This is a genomic window from Bradyrhizobium barranii subsp. barranii (assembly GCF_017565645.3).
Classification (GTDB): Bacteria; Pseudomonadota; Alphaproteobacteria; order Rhizobiales; family Xanthobacteraceae; genus Bradyrhizobium; species Bradyrhizobium barranii.
On sequence record NZ_CP086136.1, the window covers coordinates 9127212 to 9144939 of the forward strand.

Below are 17728 nucleotides of genomic sequence, written 5' to 3' on the forward strand. Positions count from 1 at the left end.
GAACGAGCAGCTTCAATCACGTGTGGCGGGGGCTGTGTGCCAGTGCCGGTCGATGACATCAGCACTCCTTCGGATCGACCAGGCCGGCGCTACGCGCGACAATCTCGTACTGGCCGCCCTTCGCCACTCCAATGTACATGTTCATCCTGCAGTGGCGCTTGCCGGGCGCCATTTCGGCAGGCCCGCCCGGCCCTTCCGCAATCTTCGCGTGGTCGAGGGCGGCGGCTACCGCGTCGCGGTCAATTGTGCCGGCCTCCTTCACTGCAGCCTCCCACAGCTTTAATCCTCGATAGGTGCCGGTCGCGGCGCTGCCTGCCGAGAACCGGAACTTGGCTGGAAATTGTTTGTCGTAGGCCGATTGAATCCTGGCGCTTACCGGATCCTCCGCCGCAAGCACCTTGTAGTAGTCGAGGCTGCTCGCGAGCCCTTCAATCTCTTGGGCCTGGTTCATTTCCAGGAAATTTTCGTCGTAATAGACGCACCCCAGCCGCCCGCCGTTTTTGGAGAAGCCGGCTTGATAGAGCTGTTTAAAGAACGGGCTGACGCCGGGCGGGACAATGGCGTTGAAAACCACGTCGACTTTGTTGGATATGATCCGGCTAACTGTGGAGGAAAAGTCAATCTGGTCGAGCGGGTAGTATTCTTCAAAGACGACTTCGCCACCGCTGCTCTCGATCACCTTGCGTGCATAGGCGTTGATTGTTTGCGGCCAAACATAATTGGAGCCAGGCAGGGCAAAACGCTTACCACCATTTTTGATCAACCAGGGAATGAACTGGTCACAATTCTGTGCCGGTACCGGTCCCGTGCAGAACAGATAGGGCGTGCACTCTTTACCTTCGTAACCTTCCGGATAGATATAGAGCGTCTTGCCGCGAGAGATAATGACGTCCTTGATCGCATTGCGCATCGAGCTCGAGATACCGCCAATCACCAAGTCGACCTTGTCTCGCTGGATCAGCTTTCGCACATTTCCCACGGCGACGGATTCGTCGGAGGCAGTATCCTCAATCAGGAGTTCGATCGGGCGTCCCAACAAGCCGCCGGAGTCGTTGATCTCCTTGACCAGCATGCGAGCGACATTGGCGTCGGTGTTGCCGGCAAAGCCAAGTGACCCGGTAAGATCGGTCGCAATGCCAAGCCTGATCGGGCCTTCCGCAGCATTTGCCCAATCCGGGCGAATTATCCAGCTGCCCGGACCCGCCGCGATGGCGGCGGAGGCGAAGGCGAAATTGCCGAGAAAGCGGCGGCGGCTCAGTTGACGGCTGGCGTTGATCATCGGTTGACCCCTCTTCCCGAAACAAGGCCTTGCGGCCGGAACTTGATGAAAATGATGGCAAGCACGAACACCAGAACGTCGGCGATAACCGGTGACATCAGCCAAGGCAGCCAGGCACTGAACGTGCCGATGACGCCGGCGCCAGCGACTGGGCCGGCGAAGGACCCGACGCCACCGACCATCACAGCAACGAAACCCTGGATAAGAAAGCGGATGCCGAGATCGGCGAACAATGAAAAGACCGGCACGATCAGCGCGCCGGCGAGACCCGCGAGTGCCGCACCAAATGCAAAGGTGACGCTGTAGATCATGCCCGTGGAGATGCCCGAGGCACGCGCCAGCTGTGGGTTCTCCAGCGAGGCGCGGACTCGCAGGCCGAACGAGGTGTAGGCGAGCAGAGCATGGCTCGCGACCATGACCAGCAAAGTGATGATGACGATGACGCCGCGCCAGGCGGCGAAATGCAGACTGCCGATCGTGATAGAGCCACTGATTGGCTCCGGCACCGAGAGATACAGTCCCCCGGTCAGGCCGCGCACGGCTTCGCGAATGATCAGCCCCAGCGCATAGGTGCCAAGCATGGCGACGATTGGAGCGGCATAGAATCGGCGCACCACGAGTTTTTCCAGGACGAAACCAAGCGTGCCGACCGCGACGGGCGCGGCAAGCATGCCGAGCGGGACCGGCAAACCGACGCTGTGCATGAGATAAGTGACGTAAGCGCCGAGCAGGACGAACTCGCCTTGGGCGAAGTTGAAGATGCCCATCATGCTGGCAATGATCCCGAGACCGAGCACGACCAGCACAACAATGGCACCGAAGCTCAAAATCTCGAAGGTCGCGATAAGTAGCGTATCCATGCTGCTGCGTCACATTCCTTGGGCTTGCGAGCAAATCATCTTCACGCCGACCGCGCGAAGGCGTGAGCTGCACGTTGGAATGCGAAGGGCTGCTGGCACGAGAGCGCTCCTGGAAGGTCATCCCGGCAATGGGAGTTGCAGGCGATGGTGGGCTTCTAGGGCGGCCCGCCTGTCGGCGCTTCATTCACGACATGCGGCTCGAGATTGCCTAGATCAACGTAGGGAGATTTGGGTAATGTTGGGTAATGTTGGCCAGGCTACCGACATTGCGGACACGTTAAAGAGGTCCTACGGCGGTCGCCGGCCGTTCTCGCCAGCCCAATTTCGATGCAGCCAAAAGCGATAGAGAGCTATCCGCATGCCCTCACCGCAGGCTCTCGCAAACGCGCGCGTCGTTAGCGCTTATCGAACTATCGGAGGAAACCAGAAGAGCTGACGCACCATTTGCGATGGCCGCAGGCCGTGAGTTCAGCACCGAGAAGGCATCAAGTCATTGTGGCCGAACACCTGGCTTGCCGACCAGCGGAAATGTGAATTCAATTCCCGCACCCGCAAACGTGATCCACAGAGTCTGCAGCAGATCGTCGGATGCGGGAGGCGTGTCATTGTACTCTTCGAGCCGCCTGATGACGGCGCACGATAACCCGCTTCGCTCGGCCAACTGCTTCACCGACCAGTTCAGCATCCCCCGTGCGGCTCGCAATTGCCTCGATGCGGCTCTCCGCTCCCTTGCGAGTATATCGTAATGCGCGTCGATCCACACGCCGAGCCACTCCCTTACACCGCCATAGCTGTTGCCGAGCGGTACAGCGTGCATCGATGGCAACGATAAGGTCGCTGTCGGCGCAGTGACCATCGAGTCCAGCATCTGGGTTGCGACGATGACGGGCTTGGCAACAAGCCGGCAGGCCCTGACGAACTCCTTTTGCCGGCCCGGCACCTCCTCAGGGGGATTTCAACCCCGAGGTCGCCTCGCGCGACCATGATGGCGTCTGACAAGTGGATCATATCCCAATACGATCAAGCGCCATCGGGGTCTCGATCTTGGCAACGCCACCGGCGGCCTCACCGATCAAAGCTCGTGCCTCGACCAGGTCAGATGGTTTCTGAACAAAGGACAGCAACCCAGTCGACGCCAAGCTCGAGGCCGAACGCAAGATCGGCTCGATCCTTCTTGGTTAGAGGCGAGATCTTCAGCAGCGCGCCTGGAAGGCTGGCGCCCTTGTGATCACGGATGACGCCGCCGATCACAACGCACGCCATTCTCCGTTCAGAACCGAGCTTTTCGACGACTAGCTAGACGAACGCCCATCGTCAATGAGCAGGGCCTGGCCGGGATAAGCGGCTGCGAATATTTCTGGATGAGGCCGCGGGATTGACTGCTTCCCGCCTGTCTCTTAGCGCGAAGCAGACCGTCTCCCCGGCATCCAGCGCGAGCTTGCCTTCATCGAGCCGGCCAATGCGGATCTTCGGGCCTTGCGGATCCTGCAGCACGCCGATCGGCCGATTGAATTCCAGCTCCAGCGCACGGCTCGAGACGAGCACACGGGCGTGATCGTCATGGGTCCCGCGGCTGAAGTTCAGCGTGAAAGTATCAGCCCCCGAAAGATAGAGCGCACAAAGCTTTTCAGGTGATGCGGTTGCCGGCCCAACGGTTGCGACAATCTTGGCATGGCGTGAGCGGCGCATCGTGCCCCTCTAGTTCAGAAGATAAGTTCAGCATCAAACGAGATAGGGCCGCTCACAAGGTATTCAAAGCGAGCTGGCCGACGTTGCGCACTTTCGCTCTCTCCACCGTCCGTCGTTGCTGGACCAAGAGGTGAAAACACTGCACTTATGCATCGGATGCCGCCGCCGTCTGTCCCTGATGGGTGGATTGTACGATGCTGTTCACCGCGCGGTAGGCGAACACGATGGCTGGTCCGATCGTAATGCCTGCCCCAGGGTAGATCCCACGCATCGGTGAAGTCATGTCGTTGCCGCAGGCATAAAGACCTGCGATCGGCACGCCGTTTCCATTTAGGACCCTTCCGCCAGGATCCGTTGACAGGCCGGTCGCAGTTCCAAGGGTCGCCGGGACAATCGGGAGCGCAATGAATGGCCCGTTCTTGATAGCTCCAAGGTTCGGGTTTTTCTTTCCGACCGCGGGATCTCCCAGGGTTCGGTTGAAAGCCGATTCACCGCGTTTGAAAAGCGGATCGCGCCCTTCAGCTGCGTGGGCATTATGTTCTTCAACGGTCTTTTGGAGCTCTTGCGGGTCGAGGCCCAATTCCGCCGCAAGCTCCGCAATCGTCCGGCCAATCTCGATGTAACCCAAGCGGGCATACTTCTTGATACTCAAAGTCCAGGGCCAGGGGAGCAGGTGTCCCATGCCTCTGAGGCGGACGAATTCCTTGTCGCAGATGAAATAGAACCGCTTGTCCGCCGGATAGCCGCTATTGAACATGGCAAGACAGATGTCATGGTACGAATTGGATTCATTGACGAAGCGCTTAGCATTTGGCCCCACCGCGATGACACCTGGACGGCCACGATCGAGCCAGCCGTACGGGACCACTTGCGAGGAGCGGCCGTTCCTGAGGATCGACACGGGCGTCCAGAATCCACTCGATGCAACGTCATTATCGATCGCAGCTCCGAGCCTGCCTGCGAGCGCAATGCCGTCTCCTGTGACATCGCTGTGGGCCAGCGTATCATTGTGCTGGTGGGCTCGGCTGAGCTGGGCTCGCAATTTACCGTTCCGCGCAAAGCCACCGGTTGCCAGGATTACTCCGTGCGAGGCTCGGACGCGGAGATCCGTGCGATCCCGCTTGAGGAGTGCGCCAGTAACTCTCCCTCCCTCCCTCATCAGATCAACCGCTGGGCAGCTTGGCCAGATTTCAGTGTCGTATCTGCGAAGGCTTGCCAATAACCGCGCGATCAGAGCATTGCCGCCACTGAGTTCAGTGCCCCTCCTGTAGCGCAGCCGGTCGCCTGCGTAGCGGCTGACCCGGCGAAGGACGTGCTTGAGCGAGGCAGCCGACTGGAAGGGATTGAGAAAGCTTCTGACCTCGCCGGACGAAATCATCATGCCGCCGAGCACGACGCGAATCGGATCACCTATCAGGTCGAAATCCTTGCCGAGAAGCCGTCCGTCGTAAGGTGCGGGGCTCAGCGTCCGGCCCATGTCGATCCCGCCGATCTGGCTCGAATGATAATCCGGAGCGGAGGCCAGTGTGAACTTGACTTCACCCCCATTCTCCAAGCTGGCGAGCGCCGTTGGGCCGTCTTCAAGATAGGCATCCACGAAGTCGGGACGATAGTAATCGCCAAGTTCGTGTTGCAGATAGATCTTCGCATTCGCAATCGAATCATCGATTTTCGCCGCTCGAGCCTGCATTGAGCATGGAACCCAGATCATGCCGTTCGAGAGGGCGGTCGTGCCACCGAGCCGGCCAGACTTCTCGCATACCGTCACGCGAAGTCCGGCTTTTGCCGCATAGAGCGCCGCGGACAGCCCGGCAGCGCCGCTGCCGATCACGAGCACGTCCGTCTCCCAATCGTGCGTCGGCTTGTTCGCTTTGGAGGAGGAAGCGGTACTAGGTTTCAATTTGGTGATCGGGTTGTTCATTCGTGCCTCGGTGCAGATTTCTGCATTGATTGCTGACGCTTTCGCGGGAGCGGAGCGGCTTTGAATTCTTCGGCTGCAGCTTTCACCGCCCGCTCGATCGGAATCCGTTCGATGGAGGAGGCGCCAACGAAACCGACACATCCGGTAGACCGGTAGACTTCCGAGGTATCCTGGGGCTCGGCGATTGCCCCGCCATGGCAGAGAAGGATGACTTCCGGCCGAACGGCTTGAGCGGCAGCATTGATCTCGTTGATGCGCCTGATGGCCTCTTCGATCGACTGTCCCGCCTCATGACCCACAAGCCCGCCGCGCGTTGCGCCGACATGTGGGACAATGCAGTCGGCTCCCGCGGCTGCCATCGCCTTGGCATCGTGCGGGCTTGCGACATAGGCGAGGGAGAAGATGGTCTTCTTGCGGGCCGCCGCGATCAGCTCGACCTCACGCTCGAAGCCGAGCCCGACGCGGCCACGACGCTCGCGCCATTTCTCACCCATCGTTGAAATGGTCGGGTAATTGATCACGCCGGAGAATCCGGCAGCCCAGAACTTGTCCAAGAGATCATCGAGCTCGAGCCGGAGGGGATCCCAGGCCTCGACACCGCCTATAACAGGAACCGAGGAGACGACGTTGCGGATCTCCGCCGCGAGCTCGAGCGTGCGCGCATTGGAATCGCCGATCCGGCTCGTCGGCAGCCCCATCAACCGCGACAGCCCGGTGCTGTAGACCACGAGCATGTCGGCGCCGCCGAGAGCTGCGCATTTTGCGACGAGGCCGCAACTGCTCGCCGCGGCAAGCACTGCCTTTCCAGCCTCAACTTGAGCTGTGATCTTTGCGAGTATTTCGGCCCGATCAAACATCCGCAACTGATGAACCTCCTGGTGTCAATTGTTCGACGATCCACGATGCGGCCGCCTCCGCAAATTCCGGATCATTGATGTGACAATCCAGCTCGCGGGCGATGATCGATCGCGGCAGATGTCGCCTGACCGCGTCGAACCAGGCCCTATCGGCTTCAGGGTTTCGAAAGATGCCGCCGTCCCGGTCATAGTCAGAGACCCCCTTGACCGGCCACAGAACGAGGGCGGGCGCCTTTGCTTGCGAAAGGCGCTCGGCTGTGAGCCTGCCTATGCGCTCATTCTCCGAGACGGTCGTACGCATGAGCGTCGTGAAGGGGGTATGCGAATAGAATTGGCGCTCCTTGAACTCGGCAGGCACGCTCGAGGGAGGGCCAAAATTTACCATATCGACGGCCCCCGGGGCGATGAGCTGCGGAATCATGCGGCGAGATGCTGCTTTGAGCCGACCCGGACCCGCACTAGCGGTGCCGCCGACAAGCTCGTCAGCGAGCTCGGTTGTGGTCAGATCGAGCACCGCATCGAACTCGCCGGCGGACACGAGCTGCTCCATCTTGCGGCCCCCGGCGCCATTGGCCGGAAAGACAATCGCGTCGATGCCTGCCTCTGCCAGCCGCGCGACACAGCGATTTGCCGCCGGCGTCGTGACCCCAAAGGCCGTGATCGCAACCGTCTTCTTCTTCCGCCGATCCTGAGCGGGCACATAGCGCATCGCCGCAATGGCCCGCCCCGCATTGTCCAGAACGCGTTCGGTGAACGCGTTGATCCCGAAAAGATCGACCAGGGTCGGATAGAGGATGATGTCGTTGTGGAGGGCCAATTCGGCCAGGAGGGCTGGCCTCGCGCTGCTCACCAGTAGCTTCGGGAATCCATACGGCAAATCCGATACAACTTCACCGAAGACCGCGCTGCCTTTGCCGCCCGCCACGCCGACGATGGCGTCGATCGCACCTGATCGGAGGAGCTCCTTGACCTCTTCACGCGCGCTTGCAGCTATTTCCCGCAAGACCTCGGCGGGTGAAACCACGCGTGCATCGCTGCTGTTCCTCCGGTTTGATGTGCCTACATCAATCGTAAGAGTCTTGCGGCCCCACTGTTCGATGACGCGCGCGAGATAAGCGGTTTCGCGGCCCTTTGTGTCCAGGGTTGCGACGATCGCGGCCATGCCCGCAGGATCGCACCGCTGACCATCCCGGATCGACCTTTCGTCGTCCGCGTAATGGTGAGACACGATCTTCCTCCTGGACGCTTCTGGACACCTGGAGGTCTAGATCGGAGTGAAATGGCCCATAAGCCCGGATACGAGCGCGATTGGGTAAAGTTGGGTAGCTGCCAAGCGGCCATAGCAGCAGCCGCTTCATCCTGAGCGCCACCGTGACGAGGGAAGCCGCCTCTCCCCTTTGCAAGGAGGCGAGCGTCAGCTGGCGGAGCTTTGTGGTTTGGGCCGCCCGCATCGTCGGCGCGCTCCGAGACAAAAAGATGCCGCTGCCGGAGTTTTCCAGCAGCGGCGCGAGTCAGGGAGGAAGCAGACGAGCCGGTCTGCTAGCGGATCCGTAGGACGCAGCGATAGCTCGCCCGGAATTTTCTACCCGAGACGCTTCACGGGCCCTTTTTCAGAACGAGCCGAACTCGGGCAGCATCGGCAAATCGTATCCGGCTCACAGCAAGGCGCGGAGAGGCTACTCAAGCAAGAACGGCTATGACGGCGTTAGCGTTCATCGCATCCAGCCGAGCCCGGCTCCCCCGCCGAAGAAAGACATGACATTGCTCCCCCAAAGATCGACGAGTGGTGGTCTAGACCTCGATGGAATGGCGTGTAAGATCGGCGAAAGGTTCAAATGGGTAGGATTGGGTAGAACCGTGAGAGCCAATGTCTTTGGTCGCCTTGCCGCAAGTCTCCCCTCGCCTCGCGGTGATCAGATAACGATCTATGCGCCGTCACTGCGGACTCTTCCGCAGAATGCCATGCTCGTCATGGCTACACTTCCTGTCATCGACTGGAACGACTGCCTCGTGCTAGACTTGCACGCGAGCCCCAAGGCGCCCCCTTGCTGCTATGCGGCCGTCGTCATGATCGATCCCTTTGCCTGCTGGGAAGATCTCGGAGATCTGTTACAGGATGCAAAGATGACCGGAGTGACGAATTTTCCGCCAGCCTGCATGATTGAACGGACATCGGCAGGAGTGCCGCTCGATCGCGGTCAGGAGCTCGAGCTTCGCCGTATGGAGTGGTTTGCAAGGCGCGGGTTCAAAGTCCTGTTTATCGCGGCGGACGAGGCAAAGATGACAGCAGCGGAGCAACGGCTTGGTTCGCAGCTGGATGGGGCCGTCTATCTGCGACCCGAGGCGCTTGCGCTGCCGATTGGATCGGATATCGGGCTCGTAAGCCTTGGCTCTCATGGATCGTCGTCGGTACCGAGGTTCTCCCTGGAGCAGGCCGCCACGGCCAAGCAGCCGCTACGACGGGCATGAGGCCTTATTCGAGGATCCGCAGTTTCTTGATTTTATTGTAGAGGGTTTTGCGCGAAAGCCCGAGAGAGCGAGCAGTCTTGCCGCGGTGAAGCCGGTTTCTCTTCAAGCCCTCGATGATCCAGTCTCGCTCGGACAGCGAGGCCGCGGGCCGTGCGCCAAAAGGTGGCTCCAACAACGGCTTTAGCACCTCACCGGTGATGTGACTTGATGGCAAGGTCACGAGCTGGTTCACGACCTGCCGCAACTCGCGCAAATTGCCTGGCCAATCGTGCCCGGCGAGCGCAAGGAATGCAGAGTTTTCTATCGTGAGCGTCTGGGCGCTGGAATCTCCTTTGGCTTCGACGGTGAAGTGTTGAACGAGTTGCGGCAGATCTTCAAGCCTGTCGGGTAGCGAAGGCAATTGGACATCCAGCCCGGTAAAAAGGTCGAGAAGCCGCGCGCACAGAACCGTTTCAAGACCAGCGCCTCGGGCCACGGTCGCGGTGGCAATGATCCGGGCATTGGAACGCATGACAGTTACCCCGTTCAGAGGGGTAAATCCGCCTGTCTCGAGGTAATCGGCAAGGCGCTCCTGTCCATCGCGCGAAAGTTGGTCGACATGCAATAGCACGACGGCACCGTCACTCGACGCCTCCAGGAGTGACAATTGGCGTCTGCCGCTCTCAAGACGCTCGGTGCCGAACAACGGGCCAAGTATATCCATCGCCGGACCGGGGCGGCAATGAAACAACGCCGTTTTGGCGTGCCTGCGGTCGCTAAACGCGTGAACCAGGGTTGCTATTCTACGCTTGCCAGAGCCAGCCTCCCCCCAGATGAGGACCGGGCGGGGGGTCGCCGCAACGCGTCTGGTGATCTCAAGGATGCGCTTCATTGCCGAGGACTGCGCGATCACGCCGTGCCTGAAACCACTCAACTGCAGCTGCCGTTCGAGTAGATCCACCTTCTCGCGCAACAGGTGGATGTGTGTGGACGCCCCACTAAATGCAAGCAAAATTTAACTTCGGAACAGGCATGTGGTCGGGTGCTGACGTGTGTCCGGCCTCGTGATGCGACCTCGACACGTCGCGGGCCCTTATGGAATGCGTGGATTGGATCCAATTCGGCTATGCGTGCTCTCTGGCACTCATCCACCTGTTGATTCTTCCAATCCCAGTCCCTGACCGATTGCCCATAATCCTCCGTTAGACCTTACCACATTCCCGACGTCTCTCGGCTTCTGGCCCTGCGTTACGCAGCGCCAGACGCTGGAGCTTGATAAGCGCCACCGCGGACCATCAAGGCCCAAGCGATACGCGCCAATTTGTTCGCTAGAGCGACCGCGATCAGCTTTGGTGGCTTCTTCAAGAGCATTCTCGCGAGCCAGGATCCTGCTGGCGGTCCATATCGTCTTGCCCATCGCACCACGGCGGTGGCACCAAGCACGAGGAGCCGTCGGAGATCTCGCCGGCCCATCCTGGAGATTTTGCCAAGCCTGTCCTTGCCTCCGGAAGAATTCTGTTTGGGCGTGAGACCAATCCAGGCCGCAAAATCACGCCCCTTGGAAAAGGTCTCCGCCGAGGGCGCCAAGGCCTCTATCGCTGTGGCGCAGATTGCCCCGATCCCCGGAATGGTCATTAAGCGAGAGGCCACCTCGTCCTGTCTCGCGCGCACTCGCAGTCCCTTCTCAAGCTCTGCAATCTGCTCCGACAGGGATTCCACGTGCTTCAAGAGAGTCTGGCAAAGGCCACGAGCGAGATCGGGCAGGTCCGGATATATTGTCAGGAGCTCATGCAATCGGGGGATATGTCTGACGCCCTGAGCCACGATCAAGCCGTATTCCGCAAGATGTCCGCGCAAAGCGTTGATCGCCTGTGTACGCTGTCGAACCAAGAGATCACGAACCTTGAATGCCATGGAAGAGGCTTGCTTCTCGGCGCTCTTGACGCCGACAAAGCGCATCGTTGGTCGAGACGCGGCTTCGGCGATCGCTTCCGCATCCGCGGCATCGTTCTTCTGACGCTTAACGAAGGGCTTCACGTAGGAGGGATGGATCAGCCGGACCTCGTGCCCAAATTTACCAATCTCCCGTCCCCAATAGTGGGCGCTGGCGCAGGCCTCCATTGCGACCACACACCTTGGCAACTTGGCGAAAAACTCGAGCAATCTGCTGCGGTTGAGCTTTTTACGCAGGATCATCCTTCCGTCCTGCCCCGCGCCGTGGACCTGAAACACGTTCTTGGCCAAATCTAAACCGATGATGCTAACCTCGTCGTCCATGGACGTCCTCCTTACCGGGTTTCAACACCCGCACTTTGGCACAATCGATGCCGTCGGGGGGCGTCCACTCCATCGGTCTTGAAGCCCGACGTCACCTCGAGGACCGACATCTCCAGAGGCACGCGGTCCAGCGAAGAGCCTCCGATGAAACCCTGGATTCCGGTCTCGCGGCAGATGTCGAGGAGTTCGTCCGGCTTCGTAATGGGGCCGCCCCCAAGCAGGCAGATGGTGCTCTTGTTGACGGATTGAGCAACGCGCGCAACGGCGCTCGTACGCGCTGCAAGTTCAGACAGGCTGACCGACGGATCGGCTCCGCTTTCAATCGCGCGGTTTAGATTGAAGTTGATGCAAATGGCCTCGGCGCCCGCTTCGACCATTCGACGCGCCTCGGATTGACTGCGCGTATAGGCAATTGTCATCAGGCCGCGTTTTGCAGCTTTCACGAGGAGCTCGATTTCCCGGGAGTAACCAAGACCACACTTCTCGAGCAATGACCTGCGCTCATCGTCGATGTGTATGACCGATGGGAAGTTGGTCACACCGGCAAATCCCCATTTGATGATCCGATCGAGCCAACGATCAACATCGAGCTCGGGGTCGAATGTACAGGTGCCGAAGAAGACCGGCAGTTTCGTGCTGGGCAGAATTTCGGTCCGTCCGAAGCTTGCCACGAATTCGTTACTATTGCGGATTGGGAGGATCGAGGCAGGCGAGGCCCCACCCATGGCACGAAAACGGCCCGCATTGAGCGCGAGCACGAAATCGGCCCCCGCCCGCTCGGCGGCTCTGGCGGTCATGCCCGACCCGATCCCCGCACCAAGGACAAACGAACGGGAATTGCGGAAGAACTGCCTGATACCGGCTCCCTTCACCTCAGCCGTCCGCCTGTCGATCCTGAGCCGCGTATCATCGCACGGCTCTACGTGAAGACTAGCTCCAACTCGCAGGTGCGTGCAACCGCCATACCGCCTTTCCATTGCCCATGAACAAGTGGCAATCGGCTGGAGCGGCGGTGAGGGTGAACTTGGAGGCGCCTTTGGGCCAACCGGAGTGTGGCGCCCTGGCGACGAGAGCTTCGTTTCCGGCATTACCGTAGATGTACGTGACGCTGCCGAGATGCTCGACGAAATCGACCCCAAGTTCAATCGAGATCTCCTGCTGCCCGGGCATTGACGAGGAGAAGTCGTCCGGGCGAATTCCAACAGTGACCGGCTTGCCAACCAGCATCTGGTCCGGCTGGACCGGAACGGAGATCGTGGGCCCGGCGTCCAACCGGACATCCATGCCATGTTCATGAGCTGCTTCGACCTTGCCGCCCAGGAAGTTCATCTTGGGCGAGCCGATGAATCCTGCAACAAAGCGCGAAGCGGGATTGTGATACAGATCGTGCGGGCTGCCGACCTGTTCGATGTTGCCGTCCTTGAGTACCACGATCTTGTCAGCCATGGTCATCGCCTCCACCTGGTCATGCGTCACGTAGATCATGGTATTTCCGAGCTGCTTGTGGAGCTTGGCGATCTGAACCCGCATCTGCACGCGCAAATCGGTGTCCAGGTTGGAGAGCGGCTCATCGAACAGGAAAACTTTTGGTTCTCGCATGATGGCGCGCCCGATTGCGACGCGCTGGCGTTGCCCTCCTGAAAGTTGTCGAGGCTTGCGCTCCAATAGATGGTCGATCTGCAATAGCGATGCTGTTTTGGCTATCTTGGCGGCGATCGCGGCTTTCCCGGCTTTGGCCATGCGCAGGGGAAAGGCCAGGTTCTCTTTCACCGTCATATGCGGATAGAGAGCGTAGCTTTGAAAGACCATGCCGAGGTTGCGATCGGCCGCTAGCTCATTGTCGATGAGGAGCCGCCCACCGCTGATGGGCTCGAGCCCGCCAATCATGCGCAGAAGCGTGGATTTGCCCGACCCGGACGGACCAACAAGACGACAAATTCGCCGTGATCGATAGTCAGGTCGATATTACGCAGGATCTCGATTGCCCCAAAAGTCTTCTTGAGGCCCTCCAGGCGAACGTCGGCCATTATGCCCTCCTCTGTCGCGGTTGAGCCGCGCGAGCAGCACTCACCTCAATCTCGCGCAAGCTCGATACGATGAAGTCGGGAGCCATCAAGGACGGATCCTGACGCGTTGGCACGCCGGTTGTAACAAGCACCGTGGCAAGACCCGCCCTCTTTCCGGCTTGAATATCAGTAGGAACTTGATCTCCGATCATGATGGTCGACCCGCGCTTCGGACCAAGGCGTGAGAGCGCTGTCTCGATCATCGGCACTTGCGGCTTTCCAACGATCGAAGGCTGCACTTGCGTAGCAGCGGCCACAGCTGCAATGGTCGCACCAGCGCCAGGTTCGAACCCGCTGGCCGTCGGCAGCAGAAGATCGGGATTAGTTCCTATGAACACAGCTCCATTGAGGATCGACTCAACCGCAATTCGCAGCTTCTCATGCGTGATGTCCCGGTCAAGCCCCATCACGACGGCTTCGGGCGCTCGGTCCGTGACCTCCAGCCCAACATCTCGCATGGCCGTCACAAGCGAGGAAGCTCCGATGACATAGATTCGCGTTAGGTACGGATAATTGGTTCGAACGAGTTCTGCGGCGGTGATAGCGCTTGTAACGACCTGAGACGGTGCGATCGAAAGACCAGATCCTCTCAGCCTGCCGACGACGTCCTCCGGGGTATGCGTTGAATTGTTCGTCGCAAAGCAGAATGGCACGCCTGCTTTCTGCCATCTCGTAAACGCCTCTATGGCATCCGCTATTGCGGTGCCGCCACGATAAACGACGCCATCCAGATCGGAGATAATCCCTTCTATCGGCGGCCAGTTGATCTTAGAGCTGAGGCTAACCATTCATCAGCATCCCACCATTCACATGGACAATCTGCCCGGTCATGTAGGAAGCTGCGGGGCTGGCCAGGAACACCGCAAGCCCTGCGATATCTTCCGGCAGTCCGACCCGGCCCAGCGGAATTCGGCCACTATGGCGCGCTTCGGTTTCCTCCCGCGGACGCCCGTGCAAGGGTGTATCGATAATCCCGGGAGCAATCGCGTTGACGTTGATCTTGAACGGAGCACATTCATAAGCGAGCAGCTTTGTCACATCGTGCACGATGGCTTTTGACAAGCAATAGTCGGCGCCGCCAGCCTGGTAGTTGAAAACAGCACCTTGAGATGACAACGAGGACCCGACATTGACGATGCGGCCGCCTTTGCTCTTCATGAAGCGCTCGATCGCCAGCTTCGCGCAACGAAGCACTGCGACGGAATTGATCTGGATGGTTTTTTCGATTCGATCGGCATTTCCGGTCAGAAGCGCCTGAGCCGATTTTATTCCGGCGTTGTTGATCAGGACATCGAGCCTGCCGAAGCGCTTGGCGATCTCATCAAGCACCCTGCCGACATCATCTTCTCGTGACACATCCATGCTCATCGGCAGGATGCCATTGCCGTGCGGCAAACGAGTCAGAATGACTCGCAGGCTTTCCAAATTCGCGTCGGTTGCCAGGACGTTCGCACCGCCTTGACGGAAAGCATTAGCTATGGCTGAGCCAATGCCTCCACCTGCACCGGTCACAAGCACGGTCCTGTCTGCAACTGAGAACTGTTCGGTCATTCCAACTCCAAGATCGATTGAGAATTCAGAAATTCGTCGACGGCCCAACTGCTAGGCATCGATCTTTGGGCGCCGCGTCGCGTCACACATAAGGCGGCAACCGCGAGCGCCTTTTTGATCGCTTCTCGTATCGGCAACCGATGAGCAAGAGAGGCTGCGAAAGCTCCATTAAAGGCATCCCCCGCCGCGGTCGTATCAACGACCTTCACAGGAAATGCGCGGAGCGCGAAAGTCGCGCTGGCATCGGCGTAGTAGGCTCCCTGCGCACCTAGCGTGATCAGCGCTGCCTTCGGCCCGAGATCGAGAAGCTTTCCAGCCGCATGAGCGGCGCCGTCGAAGTCATGCACCTCGACACCGGTGAGCTCGAAAGCTTCCGTCTGGTTTGGTGTGACGAAATCGACACTCCTCCACGCCGCGGGCGACAGGCCCGCCCTCACGGGGGCCGGATTGAAAAAAAGATCGAATTCCTTGACGCTCTTCAATGCAAAAAGGTGATTGAGCGCGGGGACCGGCATGCCCATTTCGGCAACGACGATTGCGTCCCGCTCAATGAATTCGGCCGCCTTCTCGACCATGCTCGGAGTGACATTTGCATTGGCTCCCGGGTCTATGACAATCATGTTGGAGCCGTCGTCGCCGACGAGGACAAGAGCAGAACCGGATATCTCCCCCGGGCATACCTCAATGGCATCAAGGCGGACACCTGCCTCACGCAGCGCTTGCAGCAACGATCGGCCAGCGTCATCATCGCCAAGCCGGGTGTAGAAGCTCGGCCGAAGCCCCAATCGAGCGGCGGCGACCGCCTGATTTGCGCCCTTGCCTCCCGCATTCTGCTTTAAGCTTCCCATCAGGCTTTCACCCGACGTTGGAAGCCGCTCGACGTTGAAGCAGAGGTCAAGATTGGTCGTTCCGAAGAACATCAATGGTCTGGGGCTCATTTCACGGCCCCGAAGGTAAGGCCACGTTCGAGATGACGCTGGCCAAGGATAATCAGGACGATCGGCACAATCATGGTCACCACCAAACCCGCAGCCATGACCGGATAGAACTGAACGCCTGGATTAAGCAGCTTGAGCAGGGCCACGGTGACCGGTGCTTTCGTCGAACTGAGGATCAGGCCGAGAGCGAAATTGTGCCAGGCAAGCAAGAAAATGAGCAATGAAGCGCCGATTAGGCCGGGCTTTAGAAGCGGAAGAACGATGTGCCAGACTACACGGAACGGCTTTGCACCATCCATGGCCGCCGCCTCCTCAATGTCCTTTGGGATGTCCTCGATATATGATCGGCTTAGCCAGATGATCATTGGCAGCGTGACGACCTGATAAACCCAGATCATGCCGAGATAAGTGTCATAAAGGCCAACTGTTTGGAACACGCTGAACAGCGGTAGAACGACAAGGAGTGCCGGCGCGAAGCGGAAGCCCAGAATGAAGAACGCGATGTCCTCCTTCCTAGGGATATCACGTCTTGCCAAGACGTAACCTGCGGGTACGCCGGCGATCAGCGATACGAGCACCGCGCCAAGCGATATCACGACGCTATTGGCGACCGGCGTCAGGAAATCAACCTTGATGGTGCCGTAGCTTGTCGCCCCGGCCTGGGCGGCATCGAACAAAACGCGGAAGTTTTCAAATGTTGGAGTGAAGACAAAGCGCGGCGGCAAGGTCATGACCTCGGCCTGCTGCTTCAGCGACATCATCACGATCCAGACCAGGGGAAATGTCAGGATGAGCGTACAGACAACAACCAGTCCATTAAGGAACAAGCTTGCGGGCGTTAAGCGTTTGAAGCGCATTGCCAGCCTCCTCTAGCTTACGCGCTGCCGAACCAACCGCCACAATTTTACCATGGCCAAGGTCCCGAGAAGCACGATCAACCAGTTGACAACCATGAGCGCGGCACCACGCCCGAAGGCGAGGTTTTGAAAGGCTGTGATGTAGGCGCGAACCGAGAGCACGGAGGTACTGTCACCTGGACCGCCCTGGGTTGTTCCGAAGATGATATCGAACTGATTGAGCGACTCGATCAGCCGAAAGACTGCGGCGATCAGGATATACGGTGCAATGAGTGGAAGCTCAATATGGAGGAACGTCGCCCAACCCTTAGCGCCATTGATCCGCGCGGCTTCTCTGATCTCCTCGTTAATGCCCTGCAAACCGGCGAAGATGATGAGCGCAAAAAATGGTGTGTAAGTCCATATGTCGATGAGAACTAGCGAGAACATCGCCGTACCGGCGTCCGAAATCCAGGCGAAGCGGCCGATCCCGACGAGCGAAAGCAAATAGTTCAGAATCCCGTTTTGTGGATCCATCATTGTGGTCCACATCAGGGCGACGCTCATGGGCGGCAATACCAACGGAAGGAGAATGACAGGCCGCATCAATTGTGCAAGAAACACGCGGCTTGCGAACAATTTGGCGAGCGCAAGCCCAGAGAACGCTTCCGCGAGGACCGCGGAGCAGGCATACACCGTGGTCGCCCGCATGCTGTTCCAGAAATCTTGAGTCTTGATTGCCACTTCATAGTTGGTGACCCCAATGAAACGAACCAGGGGACGGCCAAACTTGAGATCGGTCAGCGATTGGAAGACGCCATAGAAAAACAGAAAAAGAAATCCGAGCAGTATGATGATCGCGGGAGCAATCGCAGCAAGGCTCCACCAGTCAAGAGCATGCTGCCCGGCGCTTTGCACCTGCTCTTTTTTGGGCGGTGCCAGTTGGCCTACCGATGATTGTAGCATCACGGTTGCGTCGATGCCTCGAAGGTTCATCGCTCACTTC

General features: G+C 59.1%; 15 protein-coding genes and 3 pseudogenes. 1 reads left to right on the top strand and 17 read right to left on the bottom strand.

Annotated features, from left to right (window positions below; all coding sequences use genetic code 11):
* Nucleotides 1-58: 58 nt before the first annotated feature.
* From J4G43_RS44360 to J4G43_RS44390, 8 genes and pseudogenes are all read right to left on the bottom strand, one after another.
* Complete coding sequence (locus J4G43_RS44360; RefSeq protein ID WP_018645259.1) at nucleotides 59-1279, bottom strand: substrate-binding protein; 1221 nt, start codon at nucleotides 1277-1279, stop codon at nucleotides 59-61.
* Nucleotides 1276-2139, bottom strand: a complete 864-nt coding sequence (locus tag J4G43_RS44365; RefSeq protein WP_208088635.1) for a branched-chain amino acid ABC transporter permease — start codon at nucleotides 2137-2139, stop codon at nucleotides 1276-1278. Before J4G43_RS44365 ends, J4G43_RS44360 begins: the two co-directional genes overlap by 4 nt.
* 490 nt (nucleotides 2140-2629) lie before the next feature.
* Complete coding sequence (locus J4G43_RS44370; protein WP_225005896.1) at nucleotides 2630-3007, bottom strand: helix-turn-helix domain-containing protein; 378 nt, start codon at nucleotides 3005-3007, stop codon at nucleotides 2630-2632.
* 21 nt (nucleotides 3008-3028) lie between these two features.
* Nucleotides 3029-3079, bottom strand: a pseudogene (locus tag J4G43_RS56255) (hypothetical protein); the annotation flags it as partial.
* 155 nt (nucleotides 3080-3234) lie between these two features.
* Nucleotides 3235-3828: pseudogene (locus J4G43_RS44375) on the bottom strand (pyruvate kinase).
* Between the two features lie 145 nt (nucleotides 3829-3973).
* Nucleotides 3974-5749, bottom strand: a complete 1776-nt coding sequence (locus tag J4G43_RS44380) for an FAD-dependent oxidoreductase (RefSeq protein ID WP_208088637.1) — start codon at nucleotides 5747-5749, stop codon at nucleotides 3974-3976.
* Nucleotides 5746-6606 carry a phosphoenolpyruvate hydrolase family protein gene (locus J4G43_RS44385; RefSeq protein ID WP_208088638.1) on the bottom strand — a complete coding sequence of 287 codons (861 nt, stop codon included), beginning with the start codon at nucleotides 6604-6606 and terminating at the stop codon, nucleotides 5746-5748. Before J4G43_RS44385 ends, J4G43_RS44380 begins: the two co-directional genes overlap by 4 nt.
* On the bottom strand, nucleotides 6599-7768 hold the full coding sequence (locus J4G43_RS44390; RefSeq protein WP_018645263.1) for a Tm-1-like ATP-binding domain-containing protein: 1170 nt from the start codon (nucleotides 7766-7768) through the stop codon (nucleotides 6599-6601). Before J4G43_RS44390 ends, J4G43_RS44385 begins: the two co-directional genes overlap by 8 nt.
* A gap of 800 nt (nucleotides 7769-8568) precedes the next feature.
* Between J4G43_RS44390 and J4G43_RS44395 the strand changes: the two genes are divergently transcribed.
* Nucleotides 8569-9075 (top strand): hypothetical protein, encoded by a 507-nt coding sequence (locus J4G43_RS44395; protein ID WP_225005477.1) that lies wholly within the window; start codon nucleotides 8569-8571, stop codon nucleotides 9073-9075.
* A gap of 4 nt (nucleotides 9076-9079) precedes the next feature.
* Here the strand turns inward: J4G43_RS44395 and J4G43_RS44400 are convergent, their stop codons facing one another.
* From J4G43_RS44400 to J4G43_RS44440, 9 genes and pseudogenes are all read right to left on the bottom strand, one after another.
* Entirely contained in the window at nucleotides 9080-10015 is a 936-nt protein-coding gene (locus J4G43_RS44400) for a sigma-54-dependent transcriptional regulator (protein ID WP_225005479.1), read from the bottom strand.
* A 287-nt stretch (nucleotides 10016-10302) separates the two neighbouring features.
* Nucleotides 10303-11331 (bottom strand): IS110 family RNA-guided transposase, encoded by a 1029-nt coding sequence (locus J4G43_RS44405; protein ID WP_208088552.1) that lies wholly within the window; start codon nucleotides 11329-11331, stop codon nucleotides 10303-10305.
* A gap of 11 nt (nucleotides 11332-11342) precedes the next feature.
* On the bottom strand, nucleotides 11343-12128 hold the full coding sequence (locus J4G43_RS44410; RefSeq protein WP_249814712.1) for a phosphoenolpyruvate hydrolase family protein: 786 nt from the start codon (nucleotides 12126-12128) through the stop codon (nucleotides 11343-11345).
* 133 nt (nucleotides 12129-12261) lie between these two features.
* Nucleotides 12262-13358 (bottom strand): annotated as a pseudogene (locus tag J4G43_RS44415) (ABC transporter ATP-binding protein).
* A complete protein-coding gene (locus J4G43_RS44420; RefSeq protein WP_208088639.1) occupies nucleotides 13358-14185 on the bottom strand; it encodes an HAD-IIA family hydrolase in 828 nt (275 codons plus the stop codon). The pseudogene J4G43_RS44415 and the gene J4G43_RS44420 overlap by 1 nt, the downstream one beginning before the upstream one ends.
* A complete protein-coding gene (locus tag J4G43_RS44425) occupies nucleotides 14178-14948 on the bottom strand; it encodes an SDR family NAD(P)-dependent oxidoreductase (RefSeq protein ID WP_208088641.1) in 771 nt (256 codons plus the stop codon). Before J4G43_RS44425 ends, J4G43_RS44420 begins: the two co-directional genes overlap by 8 nt.
* On the bottom strand, nucleotides 14945-15868 hold the full coding sequence (locus tag J4G43_RS44430; protein WP_249814714.1) for a ribokinase: 924 nt from the start codon (nucleotides 15866-15868) through the stop codon (nucleotides 14945-14947). Before J4G43_RS44430 ends, J4G43_RS44425 begins: the two co-directional genes overlap by 4 nt.
* A gap of 14 nt (nucleotides 15869-15882) precedes the next feature.
* Nucleotides 15883-16743: a carbohydrate ABC transporter permease gene (locus tag J4G43_RS44435; protein WP_166344887.1), complete on the bottom strand. Its 861-nt coding sequence runs from the start codon at nucleotides 16741-16743 to the stop codon at nucleotides 15883-15885.
* Nucleotides 16744-16755: 12 nt separating this feature from the next.
* Nucleotides 16756-17718 (bottom strand): carbohydrate ABC transporter permease, encoded by a 963-nt coding sequence (locus J4G43_RS44440; protein WP_011084695.1) that lies wholly within the window; start codon nucleotides 17716-17718, stop codon nucleotides 16756-16758.
* Nucleotides 17719-17728: the final 10 nt, after the last annotated feature.

What these genes read in the sequence shown, in the direction of transcription:
- J4G43_RS44360 (WP_018645259.1), bottom strand. Translation starts at nt 1,279, where the DNA reads ATGATCAACGCCAGCCGTCAACTGAGCCGCCGCCGCTTTCTCGGCAAT.
- J4G43_RS44425 (WP_208088641.1), bottom strand. Translation starts at nt 14,948, where the DNA reads ATGACCGAACAGTTCTCAGTTGCAGACAGGACCGTGCTTGTGACCGGT.
- J4G43_RS44435 (WP_166344887.1), bottom strand. Translation starts at nt 16,743, where the DNA reads ATGCGCTTCAAACGCTTAACGCCCGCAAGCTTGTTCCTTAATGGACTG.
- J4G43_RS44395 (WP_225005477.1), top strand. Translation starts at nt 8,569, where the DNA reads ATGCTCGTCATGGCTACACTTCCTGTCATCGACTGGAACGACTGCCTC.
- J4G43_RS44380 (WP_208088637.1), bottom strand. Translation starts at nt 5,749, where the DNA reads ATGAACAACCCGATCACCAAATTGAAACCTAGTACCGCTTCCTCCTCC.
- J4G43_RS44390 (WP_018645263.1), bottom strand. Translation starts at nt 7,768, where the DNA reads ATGGCCGCGATCGTCGCAACCCTGGACACAAAGGGCCGCGAAACCGCT.
- J4G43_RS44430 (WP_249814714.1), bottom strand. Translation starts at nt 15,868, where the DNA reads ATGTTCTTCGGAACGACCAATCTTGACCTCTGCTTCAACGTCGAGCGG.
- J4G43_RS44420 (WP_208088639.1), bottom strand. Translation starts at nt 14,185, where the DNA reads ATGGTTAGCCTCAGCTCTAAGATCAACTGGCCGCCGATAGAAGGGATT.
- J4G43_RS44385 (WP_208088638.1), bottom strand. Translation starts at nt 6,606, where the DNA reads ATGTTTGATCGGGCCGAAATACTCGCAAAGATCACAGCTCAAGTTGAG.
- J4G43_RS44370 (WP_225005896.1), bottom strand. Translation starts at nt 3,007, where the DNA reads ATGCTGGACTCGATGGTCACTGCGCCGACAGCGACCTTATCGTTGCCA.
- J4G43_RS44365 (WP_208088635.1), bottom strand. Translation starts at nt 2,139, where the DNA reads ATGGATACGCTACTTATCGCGACCTTCGAGATTTTGAGCTTCGGTGCC.
- J4G43_RS44410 (WP_249814712.1), bottom strand. Translation starts at nt 12,128, where the DNA reads ATGACCGCCAGAGCCGCCGAGCGGGCGGGGGCCGATTTCGTGCTCGCG.
- J4G43_RS44440 (WP_011084695.1), bottom strand. Translation starts at nt 17,718, where the DNA reads ATGAACCTTCGAGGCATCGACGCAACCGTGATGCTACAATCATCGGTA.
- J4G43_RS44405 (WP_208088552.1), bottom strand. Translation starts at nt 11,331, where the DNA reads ATGGACGACGAGGTTAGCATCATCGGTTTAGATTTGGCCAAGAACGTG.